Below are 21,099 nucleotides of genomic sequence, written 5' to 3' on the forward strand. Positions count from 1 at the left end.
CCTTGTATAACGCCGTCATCAGAGGCTGGATTTGGCAATGACCTGCAGGCTCATCTGCTCCAGCAGTTTGTTCATGTGAATGAACTGCGCGAAGCGTTTGTCCTGGGTCTGGCCATGGAAGAAGCGGTAGTAGATCTGCTGCACGATGCCGGCCAGGCGGAACAGGCCGTAGGTGTAGTAGAAGTCGAAATTGTCGATCCGGATCCCCGAACGCTCGGCGTAATAGTCGACGAATTCGCGGCGGGTCAGCATGCCCGGCGCGTGGCTTGGCTGGCGGCGCATCAGTTGCACCGGTGCCGGGTCGTCGGCCTGGATCCAGTAGGCGAGGGTGTTGCCCAGGTCCATCAGTGGATCGCCGAGGGTGGTCAGTTCCCAGTCGAGCACGCCGATGATCTGCATCGGGTTGTTCGGGTCGAGGATGACGTTGTCGAAGCGGTAGTCGTTGTGGACGATGCTGGAGGTCGGGTGGTCGGCCGGCATCTTGTCGGTGAGCCAGGCTTTGACCTGTTCCCAGTGCGGAGCGTCCGGGGTCAGGGCTTTTTCGTAACGCTCGCTCCAGCCTTTGATCTGGCGGGCGACGTAGCCTTCAGGCTTGCCCAGATCGCCGAGGCCGCAGGCGTTGTAATCGACCCGGTGCAGCTCGACGAAGCGGTCGATGAAGCTTTTGCACAGGGCTTCGGTTTTCGCCGAATCCAGCCCCAGCTCCGGCGGCAGGTCCGAGCGCAGGATGATCCCCTTGACCCGTTCCATCACGTAGAACTCGGCACCGATCACCGACTCATCGGTGCAGTGCACATAGGCTTTCGGGCAATACGGGAAGCCGTCGCGCAGCTGGTTGAGGATGCGGAATTCGCGGCCCATGTCGTGGGCGGATTTGGCCTTGTGGCCGAACGGCGGACGGCGCAGGACGAATTCCTGGTCCGGGTATTCCAGCAGGTAGGTCAGGTTCGACGCGCCGCCGGGAAATTGGCTGATCTGCGGTGTGCCGGTCAGGCCCGGAATATGCGCCTTGAGGTACGGATCGATCAGGCTGGCATCGAGTTCTTCGCCAGAGCGGATACGGGTGGACTGGTCAGTAAGCGCCATGCTTATCCCTTCTGCTTATTTTGGAGGCCAGACATCATTGGCTAATCTAATGGCGCGCTCGGGTCGTCACAAGCGCGGTCCGGTCTTATAGGTTAGCGTGTTGGACGGTAATCAACTTTGGGAATGGGCGTGGCGTCCCGCAGCCCAACGCCGCCACGCTTGGCATGATTTCGGCAGACGCCGAATCCCGGCGTCTTGAACTTTGTCTGGCGCGCTTTAGTGCACGCGCTGGTTGTTCAGTTTCGGCGGCAACTGGAGCGGCGTCAGCACCGGTTGGCCGGAGAAGAACGCCAGCAGATTTTTGCCCACCAGTTCCACGGTGCCCTGGGTGGCTTCCGGTGATAACCCGGCGACGTGCGGGGTCAGAAGCACATTGCTGAGGTTTTTCAGTGCATCGGGCACTTGCGGCTCGTGATCGAACACATCCAGCGCCGCCCCGGCGATGCGACGTTGTTCCAGTGCGCTGATCAGTTCAGCGGTGGCGATGACGCTGGCGCGGGCAATGTTGACGATAAAACCGTTGGGCCCCAGGGCATCGAGCACCGGGCGGGTCACCAGATGCTGGCTGCCGATGCCGCCGGGCGTGGCGACCACCAGAAAGTCCGAGGCCCGGGCCAGTTCGGTCGGGGTCGAGCAGAACGCGTAAGGCACGTCGCTGCGCACCTGACGGTTGTGGTAGCTGATCTCCATGTCGAAGCCCAGGCCCGCACGTTTGGCAATCGCCATCCCCACCGCGCCCAGTCCGAGAATCCCCAGGCGCTTGCCGGCCAGTGACGGGCGCATGATTTTCGGCCACTCGCCCCGACGCACGGCTGCGTCGCAGCGCGGTATGTCACGCACCAGCGCCAGCAACATGGCCATGGCGTGGTCGGCCACCGACGAAGCGTTGACACCGGCGCCGTTGGTTACAGTCAGGCCACGGTCGCTGGCGGCTTGCAGGTCGACCTGCTCGTAACCGGCGCCGATCACGCAAATGATTTTCAGCGCGGGCAATGCGGCGATCTCTTCAGCGTATAACCCCAGGGGGCCACGGGTCAGCACCGCGTCGATCCGCGCCCCGTGGGTGGCGATGGCTTGCGCGCGTTCGGCAGGGGTCGGCGCGAGAATCAGGTGAAAACCCTGATGTTCAAGAATCGGCAAATAGTCATTGATGGTTTCAACCAGTACCAGAACGGTGGCGGGCATTGCTCGGCTCCTGTGATCGTCGGTCTTCGGGCGCAAAAGTCGGTTCAGAGTGCTGACTCCAGAGCGGTTTGGCAATGGCTGGCGCGGCCCCGCATCAGGCAGTGTAGGAGCTGATGCGGGGAGCGCGCGGGTGCTTCGTCAGAAGGTGAGGCCGGCGCTGGCGGTCACAGGATCAGGTCACGTACTGGGCGATGCCGTTGCCGAACGACCAGTTCTCTTTTTTCACCTCCACCAGATTGATAAACACATCCTCCTGACGCACGGCCAGTTGCTGGTTCAGGTTGCGCGCGATGGTCTGGAACAGCCGTTGTTTCATCTCGACGGTACGGCCTTCGCTGATGGTCAGCTGGATGAACACGATGCCGTCGCTGCGCTGGATTCCCAAATATTGCGGGTCATAGATCAAGTGCTGGTCGTCGTGCTCGGCCAGCACCTGAAAATTGTCGTGTTCCGGCACATTGATCTCGCTGCGCAGGGCGGCGTAGATCACTTCGCCAATGCGTTTGGCGAACGTCGGGTCCGGGTTCTTCTTGATGTCGACGCGGACGAGGGGCATGGGATGGCTCCACAGGCGAGGGGGACTGGACGGGAATGTCAGTCAATTCGCCATTGGGTATAGCCGAAAAATGCCGGTCAGTGAGGTTGTTTAAAAACGTTAGGAAATGGACGCACCATCCTGCGGGATTTACGGATGTTGCCTACAAGTGCTGCCGGATTCATCCGCTATACGGCGGGGTGAGATGCGCGGAACCATAGAGAGCAGGACGGGATGCGCTCTTCAGGACGGAGCGGCAACCCGGACGGAAATTGCCATCAGCCAAGGAAGGCCAATGCTTCAGAACAACCGTGAAAACCTGGAACTGGACAGGCTGCATAACGAAACGCGAAAACTGGTGGCTGAGCGGCAGAAGCTTCTGGCGGAAGAGAAGAAGCTGAAGTGGGAGACGTATTTCTATCCAGTCGCGGTGGTGGCCGGCGTGTTGACGGCAAGCGCGGCGTTAGCGGGCGTCTTTTTCAAGTTTTGAACGTTCGTTTTCGCAATCTTCAGACACATGACCCAAAAGGAAATAAACATGAGCACCTATGACGCCAAAGCCAGAATGGAGCAATTGGAACGGGAACACGATGAGTGGGCCGAAAAAATACGGATCAAGAACAGGAAAGAAATGCGCCCGATCTGGGGGTTGCTGGGATTGGGCATCTTTTGCATGTCCCTCGGCTTCATATTGGCCCGATCGATCTGATCGGGTTTTCCCATGGCACATTCGGCGCCAGCACATGCCATAGAACGACATGTGACGTATCTGGTGCCGACAGTCTTTTTCCCAAAAGCGACAAGCCTCCGATCTGCTCCGCACAACCATTCCTCAGCTAAGTCTTTGCTTCTGCTCATTTATCGCGGAGAATCGCGCCCCTGTTTCGGCCGGAGCATGTCTGTCGGTTTTTTCCGACGCGTCCTGACCGAGTGGCAAGTGACCGGAATGCGGAGATCCGACCGGATGAATGATCAGGCCAATAGCGTCGAACAACGCTTTGAGGCGGCAGCACCAGCCGAACTGTCGAGCTGGAATCGCCATGACACTACCTGGATGTTGGGACTGTTTGGGACGGCCATCGGCGCCGGTACCCTGTTTTTGCCGATCAACGCAGGTCTGGGTGGCTTCTGGCCGCTGGTGATCCTCGCGCTGCTGGCCTTCCCGATGACGTTCTACGCACACCGCGGCCTGACCCGCTTCGTGCTTTCCGGTCGCGAAGGCGCCGACATCACGGACGTGGTGGAACAGCATTTCGGCATCAAGGCCGGCGCGCTGATCACCCTGCTGTACTTCTTCGCTATCTTCCCGATCCTGCTGATCTACAGCGTTGGCCTGACCAACACGGTCGCCAGTTTCCTCGAGCACCAACTGCACATCACGCCGCCACCGCGCGCGCTGCTTTCGTTCGTGCTGATTCTCGGCCTGCTGGCCGTGGTGCGCTGCGGCGAGCAAGTGATCGTCAAGGCCATGAGCCTGATGGTGTATCCGTTCATCGTCGCGCTGCTGTTCCTGGCGGTGTACCTGATTCCGCACTGGAACGGCGGCATCCTGACCACCGCTTCGCAGGTGCCGGCACCGTCGGCGCTGCTGCACACGCTGTGGCTGGCGATTCCGGTGATGGTGTTCTCGTTCAACCACTCGCCGATCATCTCGGCGTTTGCTGTGGATCAGAAGCGTCGTTACGGCATTCACGCGGATGAGCGCAGCTCGCAGATCCTGTCCCGCGCGCACCTGCTGATGGTGGTGATGGTGCTGTTCTTCGTGTTCAGCTGCGTGCTGACCCTGTCGCCGGAGCAACTGGCGGAAGCCAAGGCGCAGAACCTGTCGATCCTGTCGTACCTGGCCAACCACTTCAGCAACCCGACTATCGCGTTCGCGGCGCCGCTGATTGCGTTCGTGGCCATCTCCAAGTCGTTCCTCGGCCACTACATCGGTGCCAGCGAAGGCCTGAAGGGCTTGATCGTCAAAAGTGGCAAGCGTCCGGGCGCCAAGGCGCTGGACCGCATCGTGGCGGCGTTCATGCTGGTTGTGTGCTGGATCGTGGCGACCCTGAACCCGAGCATCCTCGGCATGATCGAAACCATCGGTGGCCCGGTCATCGCGGCGATCCTGTTCCTGATGCCGATGTACGCGATCCGCAAAGTGCCGGCGATGGCCCGTTATCGTGGGCAGATGTCGAACGTGTTTGTCACCGCAGTGGGTCTGGTGGCCATTTCGGCGTTGATCTATTCGCTGACGGCGTGAGATCCAACACAAGATCCCGTTTGATCTTGTGAAACAGAAAGGCCGATCTGCATCGCAGGTCGGCCTTTTTTGTGCCTGCGATCAGCGCGGGGCGAGGCCCCATCCGGCAGGCATAAAAAAACGCCGCTCATCTCGCGATGGGCGGCGTTTTTCATTGCGTTGCAGCGTTAGGCTTGAACGACCGGGATCTTGGCGTTCGCAGCAGCTTCACGGAACTCGGCAATCTGGTCGAAGGACAGGTAGCGGTAAACGTCGGCCGCCATGCTGTCGATCTTGCCAGCGTATTCCATGTACTCCTCGACGGTCGGCAGGCGACCCAGGATCGAAGCGACGGACGCAAGCTCAGCCGAAGCCAGGTAGACGTTCGCGCCGTCGCCCAGACGGTTCGGGAAGTTACGGGTCGAGGTCGACACCACGGTGCTGTTCGGCTCAACGCGTGCCTGGTTACCCATGCACAGCGAGCAGCCTGGCATTTCCATGCGGGCGCCGGCCTTGCCGTAGATGCCGTAGTAGCCTTCTTCGGTCAGTTGGTGAGCGTCCATCTTGGTCGGCGGCGACAGCCACAGACGGGTTGGCAGTTGACCCTTGACCTGATCCAGCAGTTTACCGGCAGCGCGGAAGTGACCGATGTTGGTCATGCACGAACCGATGAACACTTCGTCGATCTTCTCGCCAGCAACGCTGGACAGCAGACGGGCGTCGTCCGGGTCGTTCGGCGCGCACAGCACAGGCTCGCTGATATCGGCCAGATCGATTTCGATGACTTCGGCGTACTCGGCGTCGGCATCGGCTTCCATCAGTTGCGGGTTGGCGATCCAGGCTTCCATCGCTTGAGCACGACGCTCCAGGGTACGCGCATCGCCGTAGCCTTCGCCGATCATCCAGCGCAGCAGGGTGATGTTGGACTGCAGGTACTCGGTGATCGACTCTTTCGACAGCTTGATGGTGCAACCGGCAGCCGAACGTTCGGCCGAGGCGTCGGACAGTTCGAACGCCTGTTCCAGGGTCAGACCTTCCAGGCCTTCGATTTCCAGGATGCGGCCGGAGAAGGCGTTTTTCTTGCCTTTCTTCTCGACGGTCAGCAGACCGTTCTGGATGGCGAAGTAAGGAATGGCATGAACCAGGTCACGCAGGGTGATGCCAGGTTTCATTTTGCCTTTGAAGCGCACCAGGATCGATTCCGGCATGTCCAGCGGCATGACGCCGGTGGCAGCGGCGAACGCGACCAGGCCGGAACCGGCCGGGAACGAGATGCCCATCGGGAAACGGGTGTGCGAGTCACCACCGGTACCGACGGTGTCCGGCAGCAGCATGCGGTTCAGCCACGAGTGGATGATGCCGTCGCCCGGACGCAGGGAAACACCGCCGCGGGTCATGATGAAGTCAGGCAGGGTGTGGTGGGTGGTCACGTCGATCGGCTTTGGATAAGCCGCGGTGTGGCAGAAGGACTGCATCACCAGATCAGCGGAGAAGCCCAGGCACGCCAGGTCTTTCAGTTCGTCACGCGTCATTGGACCGGTGGTGTCCTGAGAACCTACGGTGGTCATCTTCGGTTCGCAGTAGGTGCCAGGACGAACGCCTTTGCCTTCTGCCAGACCGCAAGCCTTGCCGACCATTTTCTGGGCCAGGGTGAAGCCCTTGGTGCTTTCAGCCGGAGCTTCCGGTTTCTTGAACAGGTCGAACGCTGGCAGACCCAGTTCGGCGCGAGCCTTCTCGGTCAGGCCACGGCCGATGATCAGCGGGATACGGCCGCCGGCGCGGACTTCGTCCAGCAGCACCGGGGTTTTCATTTCGAAGGTGGTGATGACTTCGTCGGTACCGTGCTTGCAGACTTTGCCTGCGTGCGGGTACAGGTCGATCACGTCGCCCATGTTCATGTTCGATACGTCGAACTCGATTGGCAGTGCGCCGGCATCTTCCATGGTGTTGTAGAAGATCGGGGCAATTTTGCTGCCGAAGCAGAAACCGCCAGCGCGCTTGTTCGGCACGTAAGGGATGTCGTCGCCGAAGAACCACAGGACCGAGTTGGTCGCCGATTTACGCGAGGAACCGGTACCGACCACGTCACCGACGTAGGCGATAGGGAAGCCCTGGCCGCGCATTTCTTCGATCTGCTTCATCGGGCCGGTCTTGCCTTGCTCGTCCGGAACGATGCCGTCACGGGCCATTTTCAGCATGGCCAGGGCGTGCAGCGGGATGTCTGGACGCGACCAGGCGTCTGGCGCAGGGGACAGGTCGTCGGTGTTGGTTTCGCCAGTCACCTTGAAGACGCGCAGGCTGATCTTGTCGGCCAGCACCGGGCGCTTCTTGAACCACTCGCCGTCAGCCCAGGATTGCAGTACGGCCTTGGCGTGAACGTTGCCGTTCTTGGCTTTTTCAGCCACGTCGTGGAAGGCATCGAACATCAGCAGGGTGTGCTTGAGTTCCTCGGCGGCCACTGGCGCCAGCTCGGCGTCGTCCAGCAGTTCAACCAGGGTCACGATGTTGTAGCCGCCCTGCATGGTGCCGAGCAGTTCTACAGCGCGCTTCTTGTCCAGCAGAGGGGAGGAGACTTCGCCCTTGGCCAGTGCGGAGAGGAAACCGGCCTTGACGTAGGCGGCTTCGTCCACTCCTGGTGGTACGCGATTGGTGATCAGGTCAACGAGGAAAGCTTCTTCGCCAGCCGGAGGATTCTTCAGCAGCTCGACCAGGCCTGCAGTTTGTTCGGCGTTAAGCGGCTGGGGAACGATACCCAGGGCTGCACGCTCTTCGATATGTTTGCGGTAGGCTTCAAGCACAGTTATTACCCTCATCAGTGGTCCCAAATGGGTGTCCGGGACGCTCATCCCGAAATTGCCGTGCTCATGCTCCTCACGACGTTGTGGGTCGTTCGGCCAGAATTACCGGCAATTCCTTACAGAAGCTGCTTTCAAAGTTTTACGCCTGCAGAACGGGGAGCTGATGAGGGTTGGCGTATGGCTTTTCCCCGCTGGAAAAACCTTACGCCAACACCGCTCTGAAGGAACGACTGTGCTCGTGACGCTTTGAAAACAGCTTCTAACGGACATTGGCGCCTAAAAAGGCTGGCTGATTCTACGGCAAAAAAAATTTAAAGGTAAGTCGCGCTCTATTGGACTTTGGTTGCGTTGTGCGCGGGTGGGGCAAACCCTGATCCGGCGCTTGCCCCTGACGTTTGAGGGGTGATGAATGGCGGACAAAGGGCTAACATGCCGACCTGTTCCGCGTTTCAAGTGTTTTGCCCACTCTATGCCCAATCAGACCATCAAGACCCCCTGCGTCGGCCTCTGCTCCACCGTTTACGGTGATCTGGTGTGCCGTGGCTGCAAGCGTTTCCACCACGAAGTGATCCATTGGAACGGTTACAACGAGGAGGAAAAGCGCGCGGTCTGGCTGCGTCTTGAGCAATTGCTGTCACAAGTGATGGCGAGCAAGGTCGAGGTCTTCGATCCGGCGCGTCTGCGCCTGCAACTGGAACAGCGCAAGATCCGCTTCGTGCCGCATCAGTCGGAATATTGCTGGGCGTATCAGCTGATCGCCCGGGGCGCGCGGGTGATCATTAATCTGGAAGCCTACGGCATGGTGCTGCTGCCGGAGTTTCGCGACTGGAACCTGCCGGAACTGCGCGATGCCATTGATCGGGAATTTTTCCTGCTGTCGGAAGCGCACTATCAGCGCTACATCGCCCCCGGTTTCCTCAAGGACGCCCTCGGCGACTGATCTATTGCCATCGCTGGCAAGCCAGCTCCCACAATGATGGTGTAAAGCTCTCCATGGAGTGCACACCTAAGTCCCTGTGGGAGCTGGCTTGCCAGCGATGACGGCCTTGCAGGCGCCCGAATACTTAATGCTTCACCGCCAACTCGACCAAATGGTCTTCAACCTCCTGAGGCTTTAGCACCAGCACGTCGCTTTCCAGCTGATCCAGCACCTGTTCAGCCGTGTTGCCGATCAACGCACCGGATACGCCGCTGCGCGCCACGGTGCCAATCACCGTCACCGCCGCCTGCAGCTTGTGCGCCATGAACGGAATCAGCACGTCCGCCGGGCCTTCCTCGACATGCAGGTGAGCGTCATCGATGTCGAACTCAGCCTGAAACGCCCGGCATTGCTCGCGATAGCGCGCCTCGATGGTTTCCTTGAGCTGGAACGTCGGGTCGGCCGCCGACAGCATCGGCGACGGATGAGCGGTAATTACGTGCAGATGCCCCTTGGCCAGGCTGGCGATGTCGAACCCATGGTCGATGATCGTGGTGTGCAGATGACGGTGTTCGCCGTCGGCATTGCCCACGTCGACCGCCGCAAGAATCACCTTGTCCTTCCACGAACCGGCGGTTTTCACCAGCAGCACCGGAGTAGGGCAGTGGCGCAGCAGTTTCCAGTCCGCCGGGGTCAGCAGGGCCTTTTTCAGCGAGCTGTCGGGGAAGTGCTGTTTGATCACCAGCCCGCAACCTTCGGCCTGCTGCACGTCGATGATGGTTTCGTGCAGGCTCTCGTTCCACGCCTGTTCGGTGGTGACGCTGTAGCCGTCCGCCAGCAGCGCGGCCTTGAGCACGCTGAGCATGCCGGCGTGATCGTGCTTCTTGTCGCAGACCAGCAGGTGCAGATGGGCCTGGGTCACCCCGGCGATCAGCTTGGCGCGCTTGAGCGCCAGGCTTTCCGCGTGTTCGGGTTCGATGACCACCAGAATGCTGCGAATGGCTTGCATGAGTGAGTCTCCAGCAATGAAAAGGCACGGCGTTGCACAACTATAGTTGCTGCGCATCCGTCTGCGACTTGATGCATATCAACGCGCGCGGCTGGTGGTCTGCGGGCAGGCCGGTATAATCGGCGCCCTTCGCTCGAACACCTTTTGACCGTGAGCCCCATGATCCTTCCCGAAATCCACGAATTCCTTGGTTGCCGCACGCCTGACGCCTGGGTTGAAGCCGCGCTGGCCGATCAGGAAACCCTGCTGATCGACCACAAGAACTGCGAGTTCAAGGCCGCCAGCACCGCGTTGAGCCTGATCGCCAAGTACCATTCCCATGTCGATCTGATCAACATGATGTCGCGTCTGGCCCGGGAAGAGCTGGTGCACCACGAGCAGGTGATGCGCATCATGAAGCGGCGCAAGATCGAACTGCGCCAGCTGCATGCCGGCCGTTATGCCTCGAGCCTGCGCAAAGTGGTGCGCAGCCATGAACCGGTGAAACTGGTCGACACCCTGGTGGTCGGCGCCTTCATCGAAGCGCGCAGTTGCGAGCGGTTCGAAGCGCTGGTGCCGCATCTGGACGAAGAACTCGGCAAGTTCTACTTCGGCCTGCTGAAAAGCGAGGCCCGGCATTTCCAGGGTTACCTGAAACTGGCCTACCAGTACGGTGATGCCAAGGACATCGCCCAGGTGATCGAGAAAGTCCGCGCCGCCGAGCAGGACCTGATCGAATCGCCGGACGAGGAATTCCGCTTCCACAGCGGCGTACCCGTCGCGGCATGAATTGTTAAAAACTCTTAAGAGTATGAAACATCAACGAAAACCGGCCCCGGAGGCCGGTTTTTGCTGCCTGCGATAAACGACTCGCCCGCGAATGCCGCCATAATGGCGCCCACTTCACAAAGCGGTTGGCGGCGGTTGTTATGGATAACCTGGGTTTTGGCAGAGTCCTGCTGGTGGAAGACGATGAGCGGCTGGCCGCGCTGATCGCCCACTTTCTCGAACAACACGGCTACGAGGTACGCACGGTGCATCGCGGCGATCTGGCCGTGGCCGCGTTTCTCGAATTCAAGCCCAAAGTGGTGGTGCTCGACCTGATGCTGCCAGGGCAGAGCGGCCTGCACGTATGCCGGGAAATCCGCAGCGTGTCGGACACACCGATTGTCATCCTGACGGCCAAGGAAGATGACCTCGACCACATTCTGGGCCTGGAGTCCGGCGCCGATGACTACGTGATCAAACCGATCAAGCCGCCGGTCCTGCTCGCGCGCCTGCGGGCCCTGCAACGCCGGCAGGTGCCGGACAGCGGCGTGGTCAGTTCACTGGAATTCGGCAACCTGGTCATCGACCGCAGTTGCCGCGAAGTGCGTCTGGCGGGCGAGCTGATCGAGCTGACCACCATGGAATTCGAACTGCTGTGGCTGCTGGCCAGCGCCGCCGGCAAGATCCTGTCGCGCGATGACATTCTCAACCGCATGCGCGGCATCGCGTTCGATGGCCTCAATCGCAGCGTCGACGTGTACATCAGCAAGTTGCGCAACAAACTCAAGGACAACCCTCGCGAACCGGTGTGCATCAAGACCGTGTGGGGCAAGGGTTACCTGTTCAATCCGTTCGCGTGGGAGTTGTAGATGCTGCGGTTATTTCTCGGGCTGTTTCTGGTGATGACCGTCGGGCTGGTAGCGGCGCTGCAAACCGTCGAACACACCTTCAACGCGTTGCTCGACAACCAGATGCAGGCCTACAACCGTGAAGCGGTGCGCGGTCAGGCCTGGTCGCTGGTCGAACACATGCGCGACCAGCAGGGCGCGGCGCGCGAGGCGCAACTGGAGGCGTTGCGGCCGCACTACGGGCTGACGTTGAGCCTGGTCGAGGCTGACCAATTGAACCTCAATGATCAGGAAAAAGCCGAACTGGCCCAGGATGTGTTGGTTATTCGTGACGATTACACCCAGTTCATCAGCAACATCGACGGAGGTTCGCAGTTGCTCAGCATCAAGCTGCCGCCCGAGCCGAGCCTGATGCCGTTCTACATTGCCGGGGCCTACCTGATGCTGGCGGTGCTACTGGGCATCGTCCTGTACTTCTGGGTTCGCCCGCATTGGCGCGATCTGGAAAAACTCCGGCTGGCCGCCGAGCGCTTCGGCGACAACGACCTCTCGGTGCGGATTCAGCTGTCCAAACGCTCGAACATCCGCGACCTGGCCGGCCACTTCAACCTGATGGCAGCGCGCATCGAAGGGCTGATCGCCAATCAGCGCGAACTGACCAACGCCGTCTCCCACGAACTGCGCACGCCGATTGCCCGGTTGTCGTTCGAGCTCGATCAACTCAAGCAGCAACCGGACGCCAGCCAGAACCGCGAACTGATCGCCGACATGTATGCCGACCTCGGCGAGCTGGAAGAAATGGTCTCCGAACTGCTGACCTACGCCAGCCTCGAACGTGGCGCGACGGTGATTACCCGCGAAAACATCCAGGCGGCCAACTGGCTCGACAGCGTGGTCGGCAGCGTAGCCCTGGAGGCCGAGGCGGCCGGTGTGCAATTGCTGATCGTTGATTGCCGAGTCGATGAAGTACGGATCGAACCGCGGTTCATGGCGCGGGCGGTGATCAATCTGCTGCGCAATGCCATTCGCTATGCCGAGCAGCGGGTCGAGGTGTCGCTGGTGCGCATCGGCGATCAATACGAAGTGCAGGTCAACGACGACGGCCCGGGCGTGCCGCTGGAAGGACGGGAGAAAATCTTCGAACCGTTCTCGCGCCTGGACGCCAGCCGTGACCGCCGCACGGGCGGCTTTGGCCTCGGTCTGGCGCTGGTGCGGCGGGTGTCTCAATCCCATTGCGGGCAGGTCGACGTCGGCGATTCACCGTGGGGCGGGGCGTCGTTCCGCATGACCTGGGCGCATCTGGATTGATGAGTTTCCCTCCCCGGAAGGGGGAGGCAGTCGATTAACTGAGGACGTAGTCCACCGGTTTCAGCGCTGGCGGCAACGGCTCAGTCCCCAGCTCCGAGAGAATATCCCGCTCGATGCTGCGCACCAGCGCATCGGTCGGCAAATCGTTTTCATCCCGGCCGAACGGGTCTTCCAGTTCATCGGCAATCGCATCCAGCCCGAAGAAGGTGTAGCTGACAATTGCCGTGAACAGTGGCGTCAGCCAGCCCAGCGGTTCGGCCATGGCGAACGGCAGCAGGATGCAGAACAGGTAAATCGTGCGGTGCAGCAGCAGGGTGTAAGGGAAGGGCAGCGGCGTGTTCTTGATCCGCTCGCACACCGCCTGCGCCTGGGTCAGGCTGGTCAGGTGATTGGCCAGCAGCATGTAGCGCCACTCGCTGAGATCACCGGCCTCATGCAGATTGGAGCATTGCTGACCCACCGTCTGCAGGATGCGCCCGCTGTAGTCCGGCACCTGCGCATCGTGCTGCGGGGTGATCCACTCGGCGCTGGCGGCGGCTTCGTCTTCCCGGCGCAACCGCGCATTCAGCGCATGGGCAAAACCTGCGAGGTTGAGCAGCAACAGACGGCGCTGCGCAGATTCGCGGATCACATGGGTCTCGCGAATCATCGAGCGCACATGCACGATCACTTCGCCCCAGGCCTTGCGCGCTTCGTACCAGCGGTCGTAACAGGCGTTGTTGCGAAAATTCATGAAGATCGACAGCGACAGGCCGAGCAGGGTGAACGGCGTGGCGTTGACCTTGGTGAAGTTGCTCGGGTGGAGCATTTCCACCAGCACGATGGCCGACGCCAGCAGCGTCACCATCAGGGCGCGCAGGGCGATGCGCTTGGCAATCGAGCCTTTGAGGGTGAAGAGAATGGCGAATTGATTGACCTTGGGTCGGATGATCATGCGGCTCTCTGCCTTGCAAACGTGGCGGATCAGCCGCCGGTCATGTTCATGAAACGCACCACTTGCACGTCGTCGTTCACTTCAAAATTGTGCCGGTAAGGCTTGAGTTTCATTGCTTCAATGATGGCTTTCTCGAGTCGTTCCGGTTGACCCGGATGAGCCCGCAGCACCGCTTTCAGATCCACCGAATGCTCGTTCCCCAGACACAGTAGCAAACGCCCCTCGACCGTCAGCCGCACCCGGTTGCAGGTGCCGCAGAAATTGTGGCTGTGGGGAGAAATAAACCCCAGTCGAATGTGCGGCGCTTCGGCCAGCCGCCAGTAGCGCGACGGGCCCTGGGTCGATTCGGCGGAGTCGATCAGGGTGTAGCGCTCGGCGATCTTTTCGCGCACCTGAGTGCTGGAAAAGAACGACTCGGCGCGGCTGTGTTCGCTGATGATCCCCAGCGGCATTTCCTCGATGAAGGAAATATCCAGATCCCGCTCGATGGCGAACTGCACCAGATCGTTGATCTCGTGATCGTTGCGGCCCTGCATCACTACGCAGTTGAGTTTAGTGCGGGTAAATCCGGCGGCGCGCGCGGCGTCGATGCCGTCGATCACCTGGGCCAGGTCGCCGGTGCGGGTCATCTGCTTGAAGCGCTCGGCATCGAGGCTGTCGAGGCTGACGTTGAGGCGTTTGACCCCGGCATCGAACAGCGGGCTGGCCAGTTTGCCAAGTTGCGAGCCGTTGGTGGTCAGACACAGTTCGCGCAGACCGGGCAGGGCGGCGATCTGCTTGCACAACCCAACGACGCCGGGGCGAATCAGCGGCTCGCCGCCGGTCAGGCGAATCTTGCGGGTGCCCAGTGCAACGAAGCTCTGCGCCAGTTGATAGATCTCCTCCAGCGTCAGCACCCGTTGGCGCGGCAGAAACTGCATGTCTTCAGCCATGCAATACACGCAGCGGAAGTCGCAGCGGTCGGTGACCGACATGCGCAGGTAGTCGACGCGGCGGTTGTAACCATCGATCAAGACGCGCTCTGACATGACAGCCTCGCTTGGGTGAAATCCGCTATTGAAGGGATTGGGTTGGCGCAGGTTATGAGCAACTTCGGACGGCGTCCAATCACTCTTGATTACCGGCCGATTGATGCTGTCGATGATGAAATTATTTATTCGCTGTTCTTCCCTGCTTAGTTTTGCAAGTGCCCGGATTTAAAGGTTTTAAGTCCGTGATAGATGCTTTCGATAACGCAGTCATTAATAGCGATTAGACAAGGTTTTGCAGCGGTTCCTATCCTTGGCCCCGTCAAACGAAACGACCGCTTTTTAACTTGAAAGTCAGTCGTCGCTGTTTAAACCCGATCAGGTTTTTGCCTGTGTGCATCGTAATGGAGAAGTCCCATGTCACAAGTCGACCGTTACAAACCCTACAAGGGCGCCGCTGCGGGTTGGGGCGCTGTCATCAGTCTCACCAAGAACTGGCTGGGCAGTGAAAACGCCCTGAAGAACATCCGCGCCATGCTCAAGACCAACCAGAACGGCGGCTTCGACTGCCCCGGTTGTGCCTGGGGTGAGGCACCCGGCGCGAGCATGCTGAAGTTCTGCGAGAACGGCGCCAAAGCGGTGAACTGGGAAGCCACCGGCCGCCTGGTCGATCCGGCGTTCTTCAACAAGTACACAGTCTCGAGCCTGGCCGAGCAAAGTGATTACTGGCTTGAGTATCAGGGCCGGATCACCCATCCGATGCGCTATGACGCGCGGGTCGACCGCTATGTCGAAACCACTTGGGACGACGCCTTTGCGCTGATCGCCAAGCACCTCAAAGGCCTGAAATCGCCCCACGAGGCCGAGTTCTACACCTCGGGTCGTGCCAGCAACGAAGCGGCGTTTCTCTATCAGTTGTTCGTCCGCGCCTACGGCACCAACAATTTCCCCGACTGCTCGAACATGTGCCACGAAGCCAGCGCCGTGAGCATGGGCGAGAGCCTGGGCGTCGGCAAAGGCACGGTGGTCTATGAAGACCTGCACCACGCCGACGCGATTTTCGTGATCGGCCAGAACCCCGGCACCAACCACCCGCGCATGCTCGAACCACTGCGTGAAGCGGTGAAACGCGGCGCGCAGGTGGTGTGCATCAACCCGCTGAAGGAGCGTGGACTGGAGCGCTTCCAGAATCCGCAGAACCCGATCGAGATGCTCAGCAACGGCTGGGAAGCGACCAACACCGCGTACTTCCGCCCGGCACTGGGCGGCGACATGGCGATGATTCGCGGCATGGCCAAATTCCTGCTGGAGTGGGAGCGCGAAGCCCAGGCCAATGGCGGCGAACCGGTGTTCGATCACGCCTTCATTGCCGAGCACACGTCGGGTCTCGACAGCTACCTGGCCGAAGTCGATGCCACGAGCTGGGAGCACATCGTCGAGCAGTCTGGCGTGCCGTTGCATGACATCGAACTGGCCGCGCGCATGTACGCCCGGGCCAAGAGCGTGATCATGTGCTGGGCCATGGGCCTGACCCAGCACGTGCACTCGGTGCCGACCCTGCAGGAAGTCATCAACCTGCAACTGTTGCGCGGCAACGTTGGCCGTCCGGGCGCCGGGCTGTCGCCGGTGCGCGGCCACAGTAATGTGCAGGGCGACCGCACCATGGGCATCAACGAACTGGCCCCGACCGAGCTGATGGACGCCCTGGAAAAACGCTTCAACTTCAAGGTGCCGCGCATGCACGGCCACAACACGGTGATGGCGATTGGCGCCATGGAGCGCGGCGAAGCCAAGGTGTTTATCGGTCTGGGCGGCAACTTCGCTCAAGCCACGCCGGACACCCCGCGCACCCACGCCGCGATGCGCAAACTCGACCTCACCGTGCACATTTCGACCAAGCTCAACCGCAGCCATCTGGTGACCGGGCGTGATGCGTTGATCCTGCCGTGCCTGGGCCGTACCGACATCGATGTCCAGGCCGAAGGTCCGCAAGGCGTGACAGTGGAAGACACCTTCAGCATGGTGCACTTGTCGTTCGGTCAACTGAAGCCGAAGTCGGCGCATCTGAAATCCGAGCCGGCGATCATTGCCGGAATCGCTGCCGCCACATTGGGCAAACACCCGATCGACTGGGAATGGGCGGTGGGCGACTACGGGCGCATCCGCAACCTGATCGCCGACGTGATTCCGGGCTTCGAGAACTTCAACGAGAAGCTGCTGATCCCCGGTGGTTTCCACCTCGGCAACAACGCCTCCGACCGGGTCTGGAACACCGAATCCGGCAAGGCCCAGTTCACCCCGTGTGTGCTGCCGGAACATCTGATCAGCGAAGGCGTGCGCAACCTGCCGGTCAAACCGCATCTGATCCTGCAAACCATGCGTTCCCACGATCAGTACAACACCACGCTGTACGGCCTCGATGACCGTTATCGCGGTGTATACGGCATGCGCGACGTGGTGTTCGCCAACGAACAGGACATCCGCCGACTCGGTTTCGAACCGGGGCAAAAGGTCGATCTGGTGGCGCTGTGGGGCGACGAGCGCGAGCGTCGGGTCAGCGGTTTCACCCTGATCGCCTACGACATTCCCGCCGGGCAGGCTGCCGCGTACTACCCGGAAACCAACCCGTTGGTGCCGCTGGAAAGCTACGGCGACCGCACCTACACGCCGACCTCCAAATTCGTGGCGATCCGCCTCGAAGCGGCCGAGGCGAGCAACCTGATTCCGTCGTCGGTGGCGTAACCGACTCACGCGATCCAACCCTTTTGCATTTTGACTGGCTGCAGGCGTTCGCGCCTGGCGGTGGCCCGGCCGTGTGCTGCCGCTTTTCAGCCTTGATGAGGACATCATCATGTTCAACCTGGAGGCACTGGACCTGGCGCGAATTCAATTCGCGTTCACGGTTTCGTTCCACATCATTTTCCCGGCGATCACCATTGGTCTCGCGAGTTTCCTGGCGGTGCTCGAAGGCCTGTGGCTGAAAACCCGTAACGACACTTACCGCGATCTTTACCACTTCTGGTCAAAGATCTTCGCCGTCAACTTCGGCATGGGCGTGGTGTCGGGGCTGGTCATGGCGTACCAGTTCGGCACCAACTGGAGCGGATTTTCCGACTTCGCCGGCAGCGTCACCGGGCCGTTGCTGACCTATGAAGTGCTGACCGCGTTCTTCCTCGAAGCCGGGTTCCTCGGGGTGATGCTGTTCGGCTGGAACCGCGTGGGCCGTGGCTTGCACTTCTTCGCCACGGTGATGGTCGCCATCGGCACGCTGATTTCGACCTTCTGGATTCTCGCCTCCAACAGCTGGATGCAGACCCCGCAGGGCTTCGAGATCGTTGACGGCCGGGTGATGCCGGTCGACTGGCTGGCGATCGTGTTCAACCCGTCGTTCCCGTTCCGTCTGGCGCACATGGCGATTGCCGCGTTCGTCGCCACGGCGTTCTTCGTCGGCGCTTCGGCAGCCTGGCATTTGCTGCGCGGCAACGACAGCAAACCGGTGCGCAAGATGTTTTCCATGGCGCTGTGGATGGCGCTGATCGTGGCGCCGATTCAAGCGGTGGTCGGTGACGCCCATGGCTTGAACACCCTGGAACACCAACCGGCAAAAATCGCCGCCATCGAGGGCCACTGGGAAAACGCCGACAACGGGCCGACCCCGTTGGTGCTGTTCGGCATCCCCGACATGCAGGCGGAAAAGACCAAGTATGCGATCGAGATTCCGTACCTCGGCAGCCTGATCCTCACCCACAGCCTCGACAAGCAGATTCCGGCGCTCAAGAGCTTCCCGAAAGAAGACCGGCCGAACTCGACCGTGATTTTCTGGAGCTTCCGCGTGATGGCCGGGCTGGGCATGTTGATGATTCTGGTCGGTGTGCTGGGCCTGGCGTTGCGGCGCAACGGCAAGATCTACCGGCATCGCGGCTTCCAGCGGCTGGTGCTGCTGATGGGGCCGAGCGGACTGATTGCGCTGCTGGCGGGGTGGATCACCACCGAAGTCGGGCGCCAGCCGTGGGTGGTGTACGGCCTGATGCGCACCCATGACGCGGCATCCCATCACTCGGTGGCGCAGATGAGCACCTCGTTGGCGCTGTTTGTCGTCATCTACTGCTCGGTGTTCACCGTGGGCATCGGCTACATGATGAAACTGGTGAGCAAGGGCCCGCAGCCGCACCACGAACATCCGCCCGAAGGCACTCAGGTGCAGACCCCGCGCCGGCCACTTTCGGCGGTCACCGACAACCTCGAATCCGCGACCCGGATCCACTGAAAAAGGAGTGTTGAGTCATGGGTATTCAAGGTATCGATCTCTCGTTGATCTGGGGCGTGATCATTGCCTTCGGGGTGATGATGTACGTGATCATGGACGGCTTCGATCTGGGCCTCGGGATCCTGTTCCCGATGATCAGCGACGAGCAGGAACGCGACGTGATGATGAACACCGTCGCACCGGTGTGGGACGGCAACGAAACCTGGCTGGTGCTCGGCGGGGCGGCGTTGTACGGCGCGTTTCCGCTGGCTTACGGGGTGATTCTCGAGGCGCTGTATCTGCCGTTGATCTTCATGCTGGCGGGTCTGATTTTCCGTGGGGTGGCGTTCGAGTTTCGCTTCAAGGCGCCGGCTGAAAAACGCCATCTGTGGGACTGGGCGTTCATTGGCGGTTCGCTGCTGGCGACGTTCTCCCAGGGCGTGGTGATCGGCGCGTATGTGGCGGGGATTCCGGTGGTGGATCGGCAGTTTGCCGGTGGCGGTCTCGACTGGCTGGCGCCGTTCCCGCTGGTCTGCGGCGTCGGTCTGGTGATCGCCTACGCCTTGCTCGGCAGCACCTGGTTGCTGGTCAAGACCGAAGGCATGCTCGAATCGCGGATGCGCCACTACAGCCGTCCGCTGGCGTGGCTGTTGCTGGCGATGGTGGTGGTGATCGGCGTGTGGACGCTGCAACTGCATCCGGAACTGGCCAGTCGCTGGTTCAACCATGCGCACCTGACCGTGTTCGCCGGGCTGGTGGTGTTGGCGGTGCTGGCGTTGTTCGGGCTGTTGCGTTCGCTGCGTCAGCGCCACACCCACTGGCCGTTCGTGTTCACCCTGGTGCTGATGTTCCTCGGTTACATCGGTCTGGCGCTGAGCATCTGGCCGAACATCATCCCGCCCTCGGTCAGCCTGTGGGCGGCGGCTTCACCGGCCACCAGTCAGTTGTTCGCCTTGATCGGCGCGCTGTTCATCCTGCCGGTGATCCTGATGTACACCTTCTGGAGCTACTACGTGTTCCGCGGCAAAGTGAGGATTGGCGATGGCTACCATTGAGATGCGTGAAGTGAAAAGCCGCTGGTACAAACGCTTGGGCTGGTTGCTGTTGATCTGGTCCGGCAGCGTGGTTTCGCTGGCGGTGGTGGCGAGCCTGCTGAAGCTGGCGATGTATGCAGCAGGAATGAGAACCCACTGACCATAAAAAAACCGGAGCCTGGCTCCGGTTTTTTATTGCCTGCATTTTGCATCCACTGCACAACCCCCGTGAGGGCCAGCCTGCTATCGATAGCGATCTTTCAGTCTATGAAGATGTGAAGACCTCATCGCGAGCAGGCTCGCTCCCACAGGGGCAGCGGTGGATTCAAGTCATCATTCGCCACCAAACATCGCAGTCCAGTAAATCCCGGCACTGCTCTTCGGATCGACTGCGTAGGCAGCGCCGAGTTCGCGGTACTGCGGGTTCATCAGGTTGGCGCAATGGCCGGGGCTGGCGAGCCAGCCGGCGACGACCTTCTGCACCGTGTCCTGCCCGGCGGCGATGTTCTCGCCGACCTGCTGGCCGCTGTAGCCGGCCAGTTCGGCGCGGTCGCCGGGAGTGCCGCCGTTGCGGTCCTTGTGGTCGAAATAATTGTTGTTGGCCATCTCGCGGCTGTGTTCCTGGGCAACGCCGCCAAGCACGGCGTTCCATGCCAGCGGCGTGGTCGCCGCGAATGCCTGACTGCCGCACTGGCGCGGTTGGGCGCGGGCGGCATTGAGTTGTTCGAGGAGTTTCTGGCCTTCCGCCTGACCGTCGCCGAGGCGGGCCGACAGCAGCGGTCGGGCCAGAGTGATGCGCCAGTCACGGTCGGCGCGACTGACACCGATATCGACGAACTGCGGATCCAGCACCACCTGACAGAAGCTCTCCTGAATCGCCTTCATCGCCGACGCCGCGTCCCGTGGTCCGTTCAGGGTGATCGCCTGCACGTTGACCATCGGGTAGCGAGCGCTGGACATCGCCTGCTGCAAATCCACCACGCCGGTGGCCGGCAGAATCAGGCGCGGATCGGCCGACAGCGGCGGCAATTCGCTGGACGCCTGGCTGCCACAACGCTGCGGCTGGCTGCGGTAGCTGTTGATCGATTCGATCAATTGCGACTCGTCGGTGGCCATGGCCGAAGTGGCCAGCGCCAGGCCCACGGACAACGCGGCGAGTCGCAGAACGGATGGCATGAAGCGCATGGAAATCTCCCTTGGGCTGAGTGCGCACATCATGCGCGAAAGGGCCCCGGTTGGTGCAATGTCTTTTTCTTCA

19 protein-coding genes are annotated in these 21,099 nt (G+C 60.9%); 11 read left to right on the forward strand and 8 right to left on the reverse strand.

The window, feature by feature from the left end:
* Positions 1-18: 18 nt before the first annotated feature.
* The 3 genes from ACKUG4_RS24020 to ACKUG4_RS24030 all read right to left on the reverse strand — a co-directional run bounded on the left by ACKUG4_RS24020 (position 19) and on the right by ACKUG4_RS24030 (position 2,827).
* Positions 19-1,086: a phosphotransferase family protein gene (locus ACKUG4_RS24020; protein ID WP_064597514.1), complete on the reverse strand. Its 1,068-nt coding sequence runs from the start codon at positions 1,084-1,086 to the stop codon at positions 19-21.
* A gap of 216 nt (positions 1,087-1,302) precedes the next feature.
* Complete coding sequence (locus tag ACKUG4_RS24025; protein WP_445434973.1) at positions 1,303-2,271, reverse strand: 2-hydroxyacid dehydrogenase; 969 nt, start codon at positions 2,269-2,271, stop codon at positions 1,303-1,305.
* A gap of 172 nt (positions 2,272-2,443) precedes the next feature.
* On the reverse strand, positions 2,444-2,827 hold the full coding sequence (locus tag ACKUG4_RS24030) for a tautomerase family protein (protein WP_064597510.1): 384 nt from the start codon (positions 2,825-2,827) through the stop codon (positions 2,444-2,446).
* Between the two features lie 274 nt (positions 2,828-3,101).
* Between ACKUG4_RS24030 and ACKUG4_RS24035 the strand changes: the two genes are divergently transcribed.
* The 3 genes from ACKUG4_RS24035 to ACKUG4_RS24045 all read left to right on the forward strand — a co-directional run bounded on the left by ACKUG4_RS24035 (position 3,102) and on the right by ACKUG4_RS24045 (position 5,051).
* The gene (locus ACKUG4_RS24035; protein WP_064597508.1) at positions 3,102-3,296 is read left to right on the forward strand and encodes a hypothetical protein; all 195 of its coding nucleotides are present in this window, start codon (positions 3,102-3,104) and stop codon (positions 3,294-3,296) included.
* 48 nt (positions 3,297-3,344) lie between these two features.
* Positions 3,345-3,515: a hypothetical protein gene (locus ACKUG4_RS24040; RefSeq protein WP_172829490.1), complete on the forward strand. Its 171-nt coding sequence runs from the start codon at positions 3,345-3,347 to the stop codon at positions 3,513-3,515.
* Between the two features lie 255 nt (positions 3,516-3,770).
* The gene (locus ACKUG4_RS24045; protein WP_064597506.1) at positions 3,771-5,051 is read left to right on the forward strand and encodes an HAAAP family serine/threonine permease; all 1,281 of its coding nucleotides are present in this window, start codon (positions 3,771-3,773) and stop codon (positions 5,049-5,051) included.
* Positions 5,052-5,218: 167 nt separating this feature from the next.
* On the opposite strand, the gene acnB is transcribed toward ACKUG4_RS24045, so the two are convergent.
* Positions 5,219-7,828: a bifunctional aconitate hydratase 2/2-methylisocitrate dehydratase gene (acnB, locus tag ACKUG4_RS24050; protein ID WP_041475328.1), complete on the reverse strand. Its 2,610-nt coding sequence runs from the start codon at positions 7,826-7,828 to the stop codon at positions 5,219-5,221.
* Positions 7,829-8,297: 469 nt separating this feature from the next.
* Here acnB and ACKUG4_RS24055 point away from each other — a divergent pair, with 469 nt between their 5' ends.
* Positions 8,298-8,768, forward strand: coding sequence for a DUF1289 domain-containing protein (locus ACKUG4_RS24055; protein WP_039767141.1), 471 nt, complete (start codon positions 8,298-8,300; stop codon positions 8,766-8,768).
* A gap of 124 nt (positions 8,769-8,892) precedes the next feature.
* Here the strand turns inward: ACKUG4_RS24055 and uspL are convergent, their stop codons facing one another.
* Complete coding sequence (uspL, locus tag ACKUG4_RS24060) at positions 8,893-9,756, reverse strand: universal stress protein UspL (RefSeq protein ID WP_007958823.1); 864 nt, start codon at positions 9,754-9,756, stop codon at positions 8,893-8,895.
* A 159-nt stretch (positions 9,757-9,915) separates the two neighbouring features.
* Here uspL and ACKUG4_RS24065 point away from each other — a divergent pair, with 159 nt between their 5' ends.
* The 3 genes from ACKUG4_RS24065 to ACKUG4_RS24075 all read left to right on the forward strand — a co-directional run bounded on the left by ACKUG4_RS24065 (position 9,916) and on the right by ACKUG4_RS24075 (position 12,659).
* On the forward strand, positions 9,916-10,524 hold the full coding sequence (locus ACKUG4_RS24065) for a MiaE family protein (RefSeq protein ID WP_064597504.1): 609 nt from the start codon (positions 9,916-9,918) through the stop codon (positions 10,522-10,524).
* Between the two features lie 140 nt (positions 10,525-10,664).
* Positions 10,665-11,372, forward strand: a complete 708-nt coding sequence (locus ACKUG4_RS24070; RefSeq protein ID WP_064380497.1) for a response regulator — start codon at positions 10,665-10,667, stop codon at positions 11,370-11,372.
* Positions 11,373-12,659, forward strand: coding sequence for an ATP-binding protein (locus ACKUG4_RS24075; RefSeq protein ID WP_445434974.1), 1,287 nt, complete (start codon positions 11,373-11,375; stop codon positions 12,657-12,659).
* Between the two features lie 34 nt (positions 12,660-12,693).
* Here ACKUG4_RS24075 and ACKUG4_RS24080 read toward each other — a convergent pair whose 3' ends face one another.
* Positions 12,694-13,593, reverse strand: a complete 900-nt coding sequence (locus ACKUG4_RS24080) for a bestrophin family protein (RefSeq protein WP_445434975.1) — start codon at positions 13,591-13,593, stop codon at positions 12,694-12,696.
* A gap of 29 nt (positions 13,594-13,622) precedes the next feature.
* A complete protein-coding gene (gene moaA, locus ACKUG4_RS24085; RefSeq protein WP_064600882.1) occupies positions 13,623-14,621 on the reverse strand; it encodes a GTP 3',8-cyclase MoaA in 999 nt (332 codons plus the stop codon).
* A gap of 357 nt (positions 14,622-14,978) precedes the next feature.
* On the opposite strand from moaA, the gene ACKUG4_RS24090 reads away from it, so the two are divergent.
* The 4 genes from ACKUG4_RS24090 to ACKUG4_RS24105 all read left to right on the forward strand — a co-directional run bounded on the left by ACKUG4_RS24090 (position 14,979) and on the right by ACKUG4_RS24105 (position 20,001).
* Positions 14,979-17,303, forward strand: a complete 2,325-nt coding sequence (locus ACKUG4_RS24090) for an FdhF/YdeP family oxidoreductase (protein WP_445434976.1) — start codon at positions 14,979-14,981, stop codon at positions 17,301-17,303.
* 109 nt (positions 17,304-17,412) lie between these two features.
* Positions 17,413-18,828, forward strand: a complete 1,416-nt coding sequence (locus ACKUG4_RS24095; protein WP_236189058.1) for a cytochrome ubiquinol oxidase subunit I — start codon at positions 17,413-17,415, stop codon at positions 18,826-18,828.
* Positions 18,829-18,845: 17 nt separating this feature from the next.
* Positions 18,846-19,862, forward strand: a complete 1,017-nt coding sequence (cydB, locus tag ACKUG4_RS24100; RefSeq protein ID WP_064597494.1) for a cytochrome d ubiquinol oxidase subunit II — start codon at positions 18,846-18,848, stop codon at positions 19,860-19,862.
* Entirely contained in the window at positions 19,849-20,001 is a 153-nt protein-coding gene (locus ACKUG4_RS24105) for a DUF2474 domain-containing protein (protein WP_074688757.1), read from the forward strand. Before cydB ends, ACKUG4_RS24105 begins: the two co-directional genes overlap by 14 nt.
* Positions 20,002-20,174: 173 nt before the next feature.
* On the opposite strand, the gene ACKUG4_RS24110 is transcribed toward ACKUG4_RS24105, so the two are convergent.
* A complete protein-coding gene (locus ACKUG4_RS24110; protein WP_064597492.1) occupies positions 20,175-21,026 on the reverse strand; it encodes a CAP domain-containing protein in 852 nt (283 codons plus the stop codon).
* Between the last annotated feature and the right edge of the window lie 73 nt (positions 21,027-21,099).

This window comes from Candidatus Pseudomonas auctus (genome assembly GCF_048654275.1).
Lineage (GTDB): Bacteria > Pseudomonadota > Gammaproteobacteria > Pseudomonadales > Pseudomonadaceae > Aquipseudomonas > Aquipseudomonas pharyngis.